Here is a 13798-nt window from a genome sequence, read left to right as displayed (position 1 = left end):
CGCGTCTCCGCGTTCCCTGAGGGAGGCGCGCATGGCGAGTTCGCTCGGGCGGCTGTTCGCGGAACTGCGCCGGCGGCGCGTGGTGCGCGTGCTGGCCGTCTACGCCATCGCCGGTTGGCTGGTGATCCAGGTCGCCGCCACCGTGCTGCCGAGCCTGCACCTGCCGCCGTGGACGGTCACGCTGGTCATCGTGCTTGTCGTGCTGGGCCTGCCGATCGCCATCGCGATGGCCTGGATGTTCGACGCCGGGCCGCGCGGGCTGGAACGCACACCGCCGTTGTCGGCCGACCCGCCAGCCGTCGAACCGCCCACGGCCGCGCCGGCACTCGTGCGTGCGCCGATCCCGCCGCCGCCCGAACCCGCGACCGAAGCCCCCACGCCAACATCGCGCGCAACGCCCGGCACCGACGGCCGCCGCACCATCGCCGTGCTGCCCTTCGTGAACATGAGCGGCGATGCGGAGAACGAATACTTCAGCGACGGCATCGCCGAGGAAATCCTCAACCTGCTGACGCAACTGCCGCAGTTGAAGGTGGCCTCGCGCACGTCCGCATTCGCCTACAAGGGCAAGGACTTCACCATTCCCGACGTCGCCCGCGACCTGGGCGTCACCACGCTGCTCGAAGGCAGCGTGCGCAAGGCCGGCGAGCGCGTGCGCATCACCGCGCAGCTGATCGACACCGGCAGCGACTCGCACCTGTGGTCGGAAACCTACGATCGCGAAATGAAGGATGTGTTCACCATCCAGGACGACATCGCGCACAGCATCGTCAAGGCGCTTCAGGTGACGCTGACACCGCAGGAACGTCGCGCGCTCGTCTCGGTGGCGACCTCCGATCCTGAGGCCTACGACTACTACCTGCGCGGCCGCAGCTACATGTATTCGATGGCACGCCGCGATTACGAGCACGCGATCCGCATGTTCGAACAGGCGATCGCGGTGGATTCGAAATACGCGCTCGCCTACGCGGGCATGGCCGATGCTTACTCGCATTTGTATCGCTACGCCGCGGCCACGCCCGAGAACGCCACGCGCGCCAACCGCGCGAGCGAACAGGCCGTCGTGCTGGATCCCGAATCGGCCGAAGCGCACGCTTCGCGCGGGCTGGCGCTGCTGATCGGCGAGCAATACGACGCGGCCGAACAGGAATTCGAAACCGCGGTCGCGCAAAACCCGAACCTGTTCGACGCCTGGTACTACTATGGCCTGGCGTGCTCCTCGCGCGGCGACCACGAGAACGCCGCGAAGAAATACGCGCGCGCCGCCGAAGTGAATCCCACCGATTTCCAGGTGCCGATGTTCCTGGCGCAGACGCTGGCCTCGCTGGGCCGCAAGCAGGACGAAATGCGCGTGCGCCTCGGTGCGTTGAACACGCTCGAGCGCCACATCAAGCTCAACCCGCACGACACGCGCGCCCTGTATTTCGCCGCGCAGGACCTGTGGCGCGTGGGCGAGAAGGAACGCGCGATCCTGATGGCCGAGCAGGCGCTGAAACAGGCGCAGGACGAACCGGTCGTGCTGTACAACCTCGCCTGCTTCTATTGCGAGCAGGAAGACATCGAACGCGCGATCGACCTGCTGGAGCAGGCGGTCGCCCTGGGCTGGGGCGATCGCGCGTGGATGGAACACGACAGCGACCTGGACCCCCTGCACGGCAACCCGCGCTTCGAGGCCCTGCTGTCGCGGATCAAGTGATCCCTCAGCGGTCCTTCCGCACCACCGCGCCCTGCTTCATGACGAACACGGGCCGCTCGGTCGCGCGGATGTCCTGCAATACATCGCCCGGGACCGCCACGATGTCCGCGAACTTGCCGGCTTCCAGCGTGCCGGTCTCCTTGTCGATGCCGAGCAAACGTGCCGAGCCCTGGCTGCTCGTCATCAGCGCCTGCGCCGGCGCCATCCCGAGCTCGACGTAATCGCCGAACTCCTGCGCGTTGATCCCGTGCGGATAGACCGATGCATCGGTGCCGTAAGCGATCGGCACGCCGATGCGCAGCGCGTTCTTCATCATGCCGCCGTGCGAAGCCGCGGCCTCCCGCGCTTTCTTGCCGACCTGCGGCGGATACGTGTCCGCCTGCTTCAGCACGAACTTCACCGCCACGCGCGTGGGGACCAGGTACACGCCCTTGTCCTTCATCCGCTGCAGGGTTTCGGGCGTGAGGAAGCTGCCGTGTTCGATCGAATCCACGCCCGCATCGACGGCCATACGCGCCGCCCGATCGCCATGCGCGTGCGCGGCGACTTTGCGGCGCCACGCGTGCGCTTCGTCGATGATGGCGTGCAGTTCTTCAGGCGTGAGCTGCGGCACGTCGACCGGATCGGTTTCCGACAACACACCGCCCGACGCGCAGATCTTGATGTTGTCCGCACCGGCCTTGAGTTGCTCGCGCACCGCGCGACGGCAGGAATCGGCGCCGTTGCACACACCATCCTTCTCGCCGAACTCGCGCACCACGCCGGGCGGGAAGTTGGGCGCATCGCAATGGCCGCCGGTCGAACCGATCGCGTGCACCGAGACCAACATGCGCGGCCCTTCGGCCAGGCCTTCGGCGATCGCATTGCGGAGCGCGACGTCGATGGCATCGGGCGCGCCCAGTTCGCGAATGGTGGTGACGCCGGCCTGCAAGGTGACGTGCGCGTTGTGTTCGGCGTGATAGGCCTGCTCCACGGGCAGGCGCATCATCGAATTGTAGAAACCGCGCGTCCACGATTCGTCGTAATCGCTGGTCATGTGCGTGTGCGCGTCGATGAACCCGGGCACGAGCGTCGCGTCGCCCAGGTCGATCACCTGCGCCCCCGCGGGCGCGACGACGTCGCTGCCCACCGCCTCGATGGTCTTCCCGCGCACGAGGATGCGGCCGGGCGAGACGAGCTTGCCGCTCGCGCCGTCGAACAAGTGCGCGGCCTGTAAAACGATCGGCGCCGTTTCCGGCGCCGGTGTCTGTGCCCTGCCGGCGAGCGTGGCGAATCCGGCGACGACGGTCAGGCAAGCGATCCCAGCGATCCGGCGCATTGCGATCCCCATGACGTGGCGGGCGCCACGTCCGACCGGACCGATGTTACTGCGTCTTGACCGGGGTGAAGAGCAGGTCCTGGTAGTCGAAGCTGAAGTCGGCGATCGGCGAGACGGCCTTCATCGTCACGCGCGCGATCTTGCCTTCCGCGTCCAGGCCGAAGGTCACGTAGGCCGGTTCGATGTTGGCGTCGTCCCACACGGCGCGGAAGGTGTCGTGGTGCGCGTGCTCCAGGCGACCGACCATGCCGGGCGTGCGCGTGAAGTCGATGCGCAGGCCGCCCTTGTCGTTGGTGATCGCGATCGGGCCGTACCAGGGATCGTTGTAGCGACCCGCGTAGTCGGCGGTCGCGAGCGATGCCTTGCCCGGCGACGGGCCGCGCGCCTTCGCCGCTTCGTCGAGCGCGGCGACGCCGCCGGCGATGCGGTTGTCGGCGAATTCGTCGAACGCGGCCAGCCAATCGGTGTCCGGCGCGCCGAGGTAATGGTCGAGCAACTCCATCGCGACGCCGCGCATCGCCTGGAAGTCCTCGGAGTTGATCTGCACCGCGATGCCGAGATTCTTTTCCGGCACGAGCGCAACGTAGGTCTGCACGCCGAAGACCGCGCCGCCGTGGTCGATGACCTTGAAGCCGCGGTAATCGCGCACGCTCCAGCCCAACGCGTAGGCGGAGAACTTCGGCGAGAACGGAGCGAGCTTGCCCGGATACATCGCGGTCGGCGTGAGGATCGCCGGCGTCCACATCTGCTGCGACTGCGCTTCGCTGAACACTTTGATCTGCTTGCCGTCGGCGTTCGTCCACGTGCCGTGGCCGAGCTGCACCTGCATCCAGTGCGCCATGTCGTTCGCGCTCGACGAAATGCCACCGGCCGGCGCGGCGTTGTCGCCGAGCGTCTTGCGCTCGTCGAGCACCTGCTGGTCGCCCAGGCCGCGCACGCGACCGCCGATGCGGGCATGCGGCCACGCGCGGTTGGGATTGGCGAAGCGCGCGGATTGCTCGGTCACCGAACTGGTCATGCCCGCGGGCTTGAGCACGCGTTCGCGCACGAACACTTCCCACGTTTGCCCGCTGACTTCTTCGATCAGCTGGCCGGCGACGGCGTACAGCAGGTTGTCGTACGCATAACCGCTGCGGAAGCTCGTCGCGGGCTTGATGTAACGCAGCGCGCGCACGGTGTCGGCGCGGCTGCGCGAGGAACTGGGGACGAACATCAGGTCGCCCGCGCCCAGGCCCAGGCCGCTGCGATGCGTGAGCAGGTCGCGCACCGTCATCTCGTTGGTCACCCACGGGTCGTACATGCGGAACCACGGCATGTGGTCGATGATCTTGTCGTCCCACTGCAGCTTGCCGTCATCGACGAGCACGGCGAGCGCCGCGGTGGTGACCGCCTTGCCGGTCGAGCCGGTGGGGAAGATCGTGTCGGCATCCACGCGCTCGGGCGAACCGAGCTTGCGCACGCCGTAACCCTTGGCGAGGACCGGCTTGCCGTCTTCGACGATCGCGATCGCCATGCCCGGCACGCCGTTGGCACGCATCGCGGCTTCCACCTGCGCGTCGAGGTCGGTGGGCACCGCGGCGAATGCACCATCGGCGACAAGCAGCAGCGTCGCCATGGCGAGCGCGGAACGAACCAGGGATCGGGACATCGAACGTTTCCTTCGAAGAGGGTTTTTAGTTTTGCGGCGCGGCGATCGGCCGCGGCGCGCGATTCCGCAGGCGCCACACGCCGACGGTGAGCAAGGGGAGGACGTAAACGACGAGGAACAGCCACGCCAGTCCGCGATAACCACGCGCGATCAGGGCGACCAGGCCGAAGCGCGAGGCGATGAAGATCGAGCCGATCAACAGGACCGTGGCGATCGCGAAGCGCGCGCCGCTCGACAGCTCGACGCCGCGCGAGGTGCGCCACGTGGCCGCGATGCGTTCGTTGGCCGCGTGCACGCAGGCCGCGCCACTTTCGAGCAACGCGCTGAAGATCATCAGCTGGAACAGCACGTGGAAGATCGGCATGTTCAATTGCCGCAACATGAAATCCGACGGCAAGGCTTCGGCCCCGATCGACGGATACCAGGCGATCATGCAAATGAAGAACAGCAAGCCCGGCAGCATCGCAAGCGGCCCGGCGAGCACGCCTGCGACGACCGCATCGCGCTGCGTGAGAAAGTGACGCACCAGCGGCAGGACCATCACGGCGCCGACGATGTTGTATCCGGCGTAGGTGAGGCCACCGGACAGCCAGCCATCGGTGGGCACGGGTGTCGCGAACTGTTGCGCGGCCTGCCCGCCGAACTTGGTGACCACGAAGACGATCAGCAACACGTACACGCCGTACAACAGGAACGAGACGTACTTGAACAAGCGTTCGACCGAGTGATTGCCGAACGCCGTGAACGCGCCGATCGCCAGCATCAGCAGCAGGGTGCCGACGAGCGTCGGCCAACCGAACACCGCCTGCCCGATCGCGCCTGCCGCCGCGCCGAACACGGCGAGGATCAACACCATGAACACCAGGTACGCGAGCTCGAAGACGAACGCGAACGGCCCCAGCAGGTTCGCGAAGAACGTCCGGTAGTCGTAACTCCGCGTCGCGTGCGCGAGCGCGAAGGTCAGCGCGCACAACGCACTCCACGCGAACATCGCGACCAGGATCGCCATCACCCCGCCCTGCGGGCCGCTGGGGATGAAGTACTCCGCCAGTTCGCGGCCCGTCGCGTAACCGCCGCCGATGACCGCGGCCTTGAACGCCAGCCCCGGCAGGATCCAGCGCCGGAAGCGCCCGGTGTGGGCGGGTGCGCTCATGCCAGACAGGCGTCGACGAGGCGTTCGAACGCATCGCCGCCGCGGATCGGATCGGCGACGGGCAACCCCAGGCGCTGGCTTTCGGACGCGATCAGGCGGTGCGCTTGTTCAGCGTCGAGCTTGCCGGTATTGAGGCTGATGCCCCCGCAACGAATGCGCGGCGAGGTCCTTGCACCCAGGCGCAAGGCGAGTTCGATCGTTTCGCGCAACCCCGGCACCGGATAGTCCGGATGGCCCAGCACGCGCTCGCGTCCCGGTTCGTGGCACACGACGATCACGTCGGGCTGGCTCCCGTGCAGCAGCGCGAGCGACACGCCCGCATACGCCGGATGATGCAGCGAGCCCTGGCCTTCGACCACGTCCCAATGCGTCGGTGCGGCATCGGGCGTGAGGAGCTCGGCGGCCCCGGCGGCGAAGTCGGCCACGACTGCATCCATCGGGATCCCGCCGCCGGCAATCAATATGCCGGTCTGTCCCGTCGCACGGAACGTCGCATCGACGCCTCGGGACTGGAACGCACGCGCGAGCGAGAGCGCGGTGTATTTCTTGCCCAATGCGCAGTCGGTGCCGATGGTCAGCAATCGGCGGCCGGTGCGCGCTTTGCCGGAAGCGACCGGAATGCGTTCGGGTGGAATGCGAATGTCGATCAGGCGACGCCCGAGGCGCTCGGCGGTTTCGCGCAGTCGCGCGAAATCACGCAGCCGCGCATGCATGCCGCCGATCAGGTCGAGCCCTGCTTCCATGGCTTCGACCAGGGCATCGAGCCACGCAGGCGGAATGAACCCGCCTGCGTTGGCCACGCCGATCACCATCGCCTGCGCACCGGCGGCATGCGCCTGTGCGGGCGTGAGGAACGGCAGGCCCGTCGTGACCGTGGCGCCCGCGATCGAGAACTCGCCGATGCAGCGTTCGGGCGCCCAATCGCGCAACCCGAACGCCGTCTTCGCATAGCCAGGCTCGGTGGTATCGCCGAGGAACAACAGGTAAGGCTGGGGCAACGCAATGGTGGTCATCGCGGCGGTTTCACCAAGTTCGTACGAGGTCGGTGGATCAGAAGCGGTAATCGACCTCGAGCCCGATGGTCCGCGGCATGATCGGCGTCGCCGCCGTGTGGTGGGTGACCCCGGTGACCTGGTTGGTGACGTCGGCCATCGTCGAATAGGCGCGCTCGTCGAACGCGTTCTTCATGTAACCGCGGATCGACCAATGTGCGTTGGAGACCGACACATACAGATCGAGCGCGTCGTAGCTGTCGATGTTCAGGCCGGGCGTCAGTTCGGTGTCGACCGGCGTGCCGCCGACGGCGATGACCTGGCGCTGCGTGGTCGCCGTGGTGCGGTCGTCGACGTAGCGGTAACCGCCGCCGATGTTCATGCCCCAGTCGCCCGAGAACGGCAGGTAGTAATCGGCGGTGGCCGACCAGGTCAGGTCGGGCACGTAGGGCATGCGATCGCCCTTCAGGCCGGTGTTGATCAATACATCCACGCCGGGGCCGCCGGACACCGTGATCAGCGGGAAGTCTTCGTCGATGTTGGAGTCGTTGTAGGCCGCGTTGAGACCGAGCGTCAGGCCGTCGATGGGACGGAAGTTCGCCGCGACTTCCAGGCCCCGGCTCGTCGCCTGGCCGCCGTTGACCAGGCCGCTGACGCCGTTGACGAGCGAAGCCACCTGGATGTCCTTCCAATCGATCTGGTAGGCGACGACATCCAGCAGCACGCGGTTGTCGTCGAACGCCGACTTCATGCCGAGTTCGTAGCTGGTGAGCGTCGAGGAATCGACCTGCGGCGGCAGGCCGTTGATGATGATGTTCGGGCCGCCGGGCTGGTAGCCGGTGGAGACCTTGCCGTACACCATCACGTCCTTGGACACCTGGAACTGCGGCGTCACGCTCCACGTCACGACGTCTTCTTCGGACGTGTTGAACTGCGTGCCGACCGGTGCGAGCAGGCCAGCCACGACGTCCTGGGTGAATTCCTGTTTGTTGCGCGCCCAACGCACGCCGGCGCCGAGCTTGAACCAATCGTTGAACTTGTACGCGCCGTTGGCGAAGACCGCGGTTTCTTCGTACGTGCTCGGCAGGTACAGGTCGCCGAGGACGCCCAGGATGGAGTCGAACGGGGGCGGCAGCGGCGTGCCATCGAGCTGCGTCAGCGGCACGAACTGGTGGTTGTCGCCGCGCTCGTCGTCGTAGAAGCCGCCGAGCAGCCATTCGAACGGCGCGTCGGCCTTCGAGCTCAGGCGGAATTCCTGGGTGAACTGCTTCAGGCGCAGGTCGTTGGTGAGATACGCGCTGCCGTCCGGCAGGCCGCCCAGGGCCGTGTAGGGGCCGTAGGTGTAGGTCTGGTCGCTGGTGATCGAGGTGAACACATCGCCGTAGCTCGTCGCCGAGACCAGGTTCGCCCAGCCCAGGTCGTAGTCGACGGTCAGCGCGTAATTCTCGACGTCCTTCTTGAACACTTCATCGACGACGACGAAGTTCGCAAGACCGTAGATGTCGTCGTGCGTGGTCGGATCCAGCGCGATCGTCGCATTGTTCGGGCTGTCGATCTTCTGCTTCATCAGGGCGAACTGCACGCTCGCCTTGTCGTTCTTCCACAGGAACGACGCGCGGCCGCTGCTCTGCGAGGAATCGTTGATGTCTTCGCGGCCGTTGACGAGGTTGTCGACGTAGCCGTTGGGCTGGTTGCTCGCGAAGCTGCCGCGCAAGGCGATGCTGTCCTGCACGAGCACTAGGTTGCCGCCGATGCGGTAGTCGTAGGACGCGCCGCCGGCGCCCTGGGTGTCGGAGATGCCCATGCCCACGCGGAATTCGTTCTGCGTGGTGTCGGGCTTCTTCATCACGTACTTGATCAGGCCGCCCATCGCGCCGGCGCCGTACAGCGTGCCCTGCGGGCCGCGCAGCACTTCGATGCTGTCGATGTCGTAAGGCAGCAGGTCGAGCGCGAACAGCGTGGCCTGCTGGTAGAGGCTGTTGGAACCGACCGGCGCTTCATCGACATACGTGCCGACGGTCGAACCCGGGGACATCGCCGCGATGCCGCGCATCGACACCTGCGTCTGGCCCGGCGAACCCGAATCCTGCACCTGCAGGCCCGGCACGTAGTTCGCGTAGTCGGACATCTGCGTGGCGTTGATGTTTTCCAGCTGCTGGTCGCTCAGCTTGGTCACCGAGGTGGCGACTTCGCGGATGTTCTCGGTGCGCTTGTTCGCGGTGACGGTGACGACGTCCAGTTCCTGCGCGGTCGCGGACTGTTGGCCGGCCTGTGCATCGGCCGGCGCGGCCTGCTGCGCCAAGGCCGGGCCTGCGAGGCCGATCGCCAGGGTGAGGGTGATCGCCGAGGTCAGCGAATGACGACGCATCGACTTGGCGCGGTGGTGCTGTTGCATGCCTTTCTCCCCAGAAGGTTTTTGTGTTGCCTTATCAGGATGTAAGCATCCTGATCGGAAAATTGTCAATCGGTGTAGGACGGTTTCAGGTGCCGCCCGTCGGATGCCGGCGCATTCATCGCTTCGGCGCGGACGACCGCGGTGTGGAGCAGTCGCAGCAAGGTCCCCGCGAGCGCGGCGACACCGGCCATGACGACGAAGAACGCCGCGTGCCCCATCGAACTCCAGAGCGTGCCGAGCGCGCCGGCCAGCAGGTTTCCGCCGAAGGAGGCGAAGTACCAGGCGGCGATCGACGTCGCCGCGTAACCGGCGGGCGCCAGGCGCGCGAACAGGCTCAGCCCGATCGGCAGGATGAAAAGCTCGCCCGCGGTGAACAGGACGAAGAACGCAGCAAGCCACACCCAGTGCGCATGTCCCTGCGCGCTCGCATCGACCATGGCCAGCAACAGGAATGCCAGCGACACGCCGAATGCGCCGAGCGCCATCTTCTTCGCCGGCGCCGGTTCGCGGCCGCGGCTGGCCTGCTTCGTCCACAGCGCGACGAGCAAGGGCGTGAGGAAAATCACGAGGAAAGGATTGAGCGACTGGAACCACGTCATCGGGATGACAAAGTTGCCGGCGCTGCGATCCAGGCCGACATCGGCCCACAAGGCGATGGTGTTGCCTGTCTGTTCGTATGCGCCGCGGAAGATCATCACGCACACGGCCACGGCCGACAGGGTGAGGATGCGTTGCTTCATCGCGAACAGCGGCATGCGCGCGGACGGTGCGAGGTCGCGCACCTTCGGGCGTTCGGGCGGCAACCACTTCCCGCCGAGCGTGTAGATCGCCAGGCCCGCCAACATGCCGACGCCCGCCGCGCCGAAGCCGTAATGCCATCCGTACAACTCGCCGAGCGTGCCGCACACCAAAGGCGCGAGCAGCCCGCCGACATTGATGCCCACGTAATAGAAGTTGTACGCCGACCCGCGCCGCGGATCGTCCTTCGCGTACAGATCGTCGATCTGGCTCGGCAGGCTCGGCAGGAACAGGCCATTGCCCAATGCGATCGCGGCGAGCGCAAAATACAGCATCGATTCGGAGGCCATCAGGAAATGGCCGAAGGACATCACCACCGCGCCGATGATCACCGAGCGCTTCCGCCCGAGCCAACGGTCGGACACGATGCCGCCGAGCAAGGGCGTGAAGTAGAACGTCGCGATGTACACGCCGTACACCATCGAGGCGTGCTGTTGCGAGAACAGCAACTGCTTCGTCATGTAATAGACGAGCAGCGTGCGCATGCCGTAGTAGGAGAAGATCTCCCACATCTGCGTGAAGAACAGGACCGCCAGGCCCGGTGGCTGCCGCAGCCAGCCGGGTTTGGCGATGGCTTGCGGCAGCGCGTTCACAACACGACGTCCGGTGAGCCCCACACCGCGGCCGGGCAATCGACGAGGCCGTCGAAATACACCACGCCCGGCGTGCGATCGCGCTGCAGGAAGATCGGGCCGTCGAGGTCGACGATGTCGCAGAACTGCCCGAGCAGGAACGCGGGCGCCATCGCCAGGCTCGTTCCCACCATGTTGCCGACCATGACCTTCAGGCCGAGTTCGCGCGCACGCTGCGCCATCAACAGGCCTTCGGTGAGCCCGCCGCACTTGTCGAGCTTGATGTTGACGACGTCGAACCAGTGCGCGCGTTCTTCGAGTTCGACCAGCGACAGGATGCTTTCGTCGGCGGCGATCGGCACGGTGCGATCGATGCCGTCGAGCTCGCTCTCGCGGCCGCGGCGGCAGGGTTGTTCGAGCAGCGCGACCTTCGCCTCGACGAGCGCGGGCAGCAGGCGCTGCAGCGTCGCCGGCACGTAGCCCTGGTTGGCGTCGACGCCGATCCAGGCTTCGGGACGCACGGCACGAACCGCATTCAAACGCGCGATGTCGAGATCGACGTCGCCGGTGAGCTTGAGCTTGATCGCGCGGGCATGCGTGTAAGCCAACGCCTTCTCGGCCATGACGTCGGGGCGATCGGCGCCGACGGTGAACGTCGTCGTCAGCGCCTTGGGCTTTTGCATGCCGGCCAGTTGCCAGGCCGGAATGCCGAGGATGCGCGCTTCGAGTTCCCACAACGCGCAGTCCAGGGCGTTGCGTGCGCCGCCGGGCGGCAGGATCTCGCGCAGTTCTTCGCGCGTGATGCCCGCTTCGATGCGCTCGCGCATCGAATCGAGCGTGCGCAGCATGTCGGCGGGTTCATCGCGCAGGTAATAGACGCCCGATGCTTCGCCGCGTCCGATGGCGTGGCCCTGTCGCAGGTTGACCACGGTGACGGGCGAGACTTCGAAGACATGGCCGGAGATGCGGAAAGGTTCGGACAGGCGCAGCAGTTCATTCCGCAGCACGAGCTCGACGCGGTCGGTCTGGATCACGGGAAATTCTCTGGAAAAAAATGCGCGGCGGCTTTCGGCCGCCGCGCGGGGGTCCGTCAGTAGTCGGCGGTGAAGCCGATGACGTGGCAAGCGAAACCGATGAACAGCAGGCTGAGGAAGGCGGCGGCGAGCACGACGGCCCACAACTTCGCCCACTTCCTGCGCTGGCTGGTGAGCACCTTCCAGGCATTCCACAGCGCGACGATCGCACCGAGCGGCAACAGGATTGACACCAGCGAACGCACCGCGATGATCATGCCGTCCTGCGCGGGCGTCATGAGGTCGAAGTTCGACAACATCGCGACCACCAGGCCGAGCATGCCGCCGAAGGAGGCGAGCACCGCGAGCGAAGCGATGCGGATCCAGCGATGCGCGCGCGCATCCTGGCCCGTCAGCGTGTAACGCGTGCCGTAATGGCGGCGCACCATCGCCGAGACCGGCCAAGCAAGGACCGTCAGCAACAACACGGCCAGGCTGCCGAACAACATCGTCAGGAACACCGGCGGGGTCTGCCAGAACGCGGCGCGCTGGAACACCATGATCGACGCGTAGGGTTCGCCGCTGAAGCGCGTGACCTTGCCGTCGACGACGTCGGCCGCGAGGCGGTCGCCGCTGTTGGTGTCCTGCCACACGAAGGGGCTGATCTCGCGCCACTTCTTCGGTGCGCCGCTGTAGGTGGAGAACATCGGCGAGCTGATGGTGCCGTCGTCGTTCGCGACCACCTTGATCTGGCCGAGCATGTAGACCAGGTTCATGAAGTTCGAATCGGCGCGGCGGCTGCTGTTGTACGTGCCGGCCATCATCTGTGCGTGCTGCTTCGCGGTGGCCGCATCGACGCCGGCCACTTCAGGCGCCGGGTTCTTCGGCGGCAGGTAACGGTTGACGAAGGCGGTGACCAGGCCGTCGCGGATCAGGCGGGCACTGCCGTCCTTGCCGGCGCTGTTGGTCGAGACGTAGATGCCGACGTTGTCGTCGAGGAACAGCTGCAGGTCGCTGTGGAACCACTGCGTGTCGCCGCCGTGCGCGATCGCGCGGTGGCCGTTGGCGGTGGTTTCGTAGAAGCCGAGCATCATCTTGTTGAGCGGGCCGACCGAGGTCTGGCCGGTCTCGTGCATCTCGTGCGCGGTTTCCTCGCGCAGGATGCGCTGGCCGTCGAACGCGCCGTTTTGCAGGTGCGCGATCATGAAGTTGCCCATGTCCGCGCCGGTGGAGGTCAGGCTGCCGGCCGGCGCGAGGTTGATGTACTCGTACGGCTTGGCCTTGCCGTCGGACGCGGTCGAATACCCCTTCGACGTGGTCTCGAGGAATTCCTTCTGCACCGGCTGGCTGAAGGAGGAATGCTTCATGTCCAGCGGCGTGAAGATATGCTTGGCGATGTACTGGTCGAACGGCTCGCCCGACGTGCGCTGCACGATGTAACCGGCGATCGCGGTGGCGTAGTTCGAATACGCGGGCGTGGTGCCCGGCGCGTAGATGCGCGCGGGGATCCAGTGCTTGAGGGTCGCGTCGAGCGGGAGGATCTCGCTCTCGTTGTTCGCGATCAGCCCGCGCACCACCTCTTCCATCCCGGTGGTGTGGGTCATGATGTTGCGCAACGTGACCGGCTTGCCTTCGTACGGCGGGATCTTGAAGTCGATGTACTGGTTGACGTCGGCGTCCAGGTCCAGCTTGCCCTGCTCGACCAGCTGCATCACGGCCGTCCAGGTGAACAGCTTGGAGATCGAACCCGGGCGGAACAGCGTCTTGTCGGCATCCACCGGCGTGCGCTTGGCCACATCGGAGAAGCCGTAGCCCTTCTTCAGCAGCACCTTGCCGTCCTTCACCACCACGACCACCGAGCCGGCGACGTCGGTCTGCTCCAGCGCGTAGGGCATGAAGCCGTCGAGCCAGGCTTCGACATCGGTGGCGGTCATGCGGTCCGCCGGGGCGGGCACCGCATCGGGCGACAACGGCGCGGCGGCCGCCGCGGGTGCTTGCATGGCGGGCGGCGCCGTCACCGGCGGCTGCTGCGCGGCCGCGGTGAACGCGACGCCCAGCGCCAACAAGGCGGTGAACAACGGTCGTTGGATCAAACGCATCTTTTCTCTCCCCAGAGTCATCTCGATGGCCCCCGCGCCCCGCGGTGATTTGGCCGTTAATGAGAATAAACGTCCTGATCGGAGAAATGTCAACCTACTTTGGTCATTCCAGCC

9 protein-coding genes are annotated in these 13798 nt (G+C 66.4%); 1 reads left to right on the top strand and 8 read right to left on the bottom strand.

From position 1 onward, the window contains the following. Positions 1–31 precede the first annotated feature (31 nt). The gene (locus AB4059_RS08510; protein ID WP_498978487.1) at positions 32–1696 is read left to right on the top strand and encodes a TPR end-of-group domain-containing protein; all 1665 of its coding nucleotides are present in this window, start codon (positions 32–34) and stop codon (positions 1694–1696) included. Positions 1697–1700: 4 nt separating this feature from the next. Here the strand turns inward: AB4059_RS08510 and AB4059_RS08505 are convergent, their stop codons facing one another. The 8 genes from AB4059_RS08505 to AB4059_RS08470 all read right to left on the bottom strand — a co-directional run bounded on the left by AB4059_RS08505 (position 1701) and on the right by AB4059_RS08470 (position 13684). Next, positions 1701–3014, bottom strand: a complete 1314-nt coding sequence (locus AB4059_RS08505) for a metal-dependent hydrolase family protein (protein ID WP_498978485.1) — start codon at positions 3012–3014, stop codon at positions 1701–1703. Positions 3015–3060: 46 nt separating this feature from the next. After that, positions 3061–4662 (bottom strand): serine hydrolase, encoded by a 1602-nt coding sequence (locus tag AB4059_RS08500; protein ID WP_498978483.1) that lies wholly within the window; start codon positions 4660–4662, stop codon positions 3061–3063. A gap of 25 nt (positions 4663–4687) precedes the next feature. After that, positions 4688–5815 carry a YkvI family membrane protein gene (locus AB4059_RS08495; RefSeq protein ID WP_498978481.1) on the bottom strand — a complete coding sequence of 376 codons (1128 nt, stop codon included), beginning with the start codon at positions 5813–5815 and terminating at the stop codon, positions 4688–4690. Continuing rightward, positions 5812–6828 carry an N-acetyltransferase DgcN family protein gene (locus AB4059_RS08490; protein WP_498978478.1) on the bottom strand — a complete coding sequence of 339 codons (1017 nt, stop codon included), beginning with the start codon at positions 6826–6828 and terminating at the stop codon, positions 5812–5814. Before AB4059_RS08490 ends, AB4059_RS08495 begins: the two co-directional genes overlap by 4 nt. Before the next feature lie 37 nt (positions 6829–6865). Beyond that, on the bottom strand, positions 6866–9202 hold the full coding sequence (locus AB4059_RS08485) for a TonB-dependent receptor (RefSeq protein WP_498978476.1): 2337 nt from the start codon (positions 9200–9202) through the stop codon (positions 6866–6868). A 65-nt stretch (positions 9203–9267) separates the two neighbouring features. Beyond that, positions 9268–10593 (bottom strand): peptide MFS transporter, encoded by a 1326-nt coding sequence (locus AB4059_RS08480; protein WP_498978474.1) that lies wholly within the window; start codon positions 10591–10593, stop codon positions 9268–9270. Then, complete coding sequence (locus AB4059_RS08475; RefSeq protein ID WP_498978472.1) at positions 10590–11606, bottom strand: dipeptide epimerase; 1017 nt, start codon at positions 11604–11606, stop codon at positions 10590–10592. Before AB4059_RS08475 ends, AB4059_RS08480 begins: the two co-directional genes overlap by 4 nt. A 56-nt stretch (positions 11607–11662) precedes the next feature. Then, positions 11663–13684 (bottom strand): serine hydrolase domain-containing protein, encoded by a 2022-nt coding sequence (locus tag AB4059_RS08470; protein WP_498978470.1) that lies wholly within the window; start codon positions 13682–13684, stop codon positions 11663–11665. Positions 13685–13798: the final 114 nt, after the last annotated feature.

Origin of the sequence: Lysobacter sp. 2RAF19, assembly GCF_052115395.1 — a bacterium.
Classification (GTDB): Bacteria; Pseudomonadota; Gammaproteobacteria; order Xanthomonadales; family Xanthomonadaceae; genus Noviluteimonas.
The sequence above is the reverse complement of the archived record's forward strand: the minus strand, read 5'-3'. Positions and strand labels throughout refer to the sequence as shown.

Excerpts from the sequence above, each read along its gene's own strand:
- AB4059_RS08510 (WP_498978487.1), top strand. The coding sequence starts at position 32 with ATGGCGAGTTCGCTCGGGCGGCTGTTCGCGGAACTGCGCCGGCGGCGC.
- AB4059_RS08505 (WP_498978485.1), bottom strand. The coding sequence starts at position 3,014 with ATGCGCCGGATCGCTGGGATCGCTTGCCTGACCGTCGTCGCCGGATTC.
- AB4059_RS08500 (WP_498978483.1), bottom strand. The coding sequence starts at position 4,662 with ATGTCCCGATCCCTGGTTCGTTCCGCGCTCGCCATGGCGACGCTGCTG.
- AB4059_RS08495 (WP_498978481.1), bottom strand. The coding sequence starts at position 5,815 with ATGAGCGCACCCGCCCACACCGGGCGCTTCCGGCGCTGGATCCTGCCG.
- AB4059_RS08490 (WP_498978478.1), bottom strand. The coding sequence starts at position 6,828 with ATGACCACCATTGCGTTGCCCCAGCCTTACCTGTTGTTCCTCGGCGAT.
- AB4059_RS08485 (WP_498978476.1), bottom strand. The coding sequence starts at position 9,202 with ATGCAACAGCACCACCGCGCCAAGTCGATGCGTCGTCATTCGCTGACC.
- AB4059_RS08470 (WP_498978470.1), bottom strand. The coding sequence starts at position 13,684 with ATGCGTTTGATCCAACGACCGTTGTTCACCGCCTTGTTGGCGCTGGGC.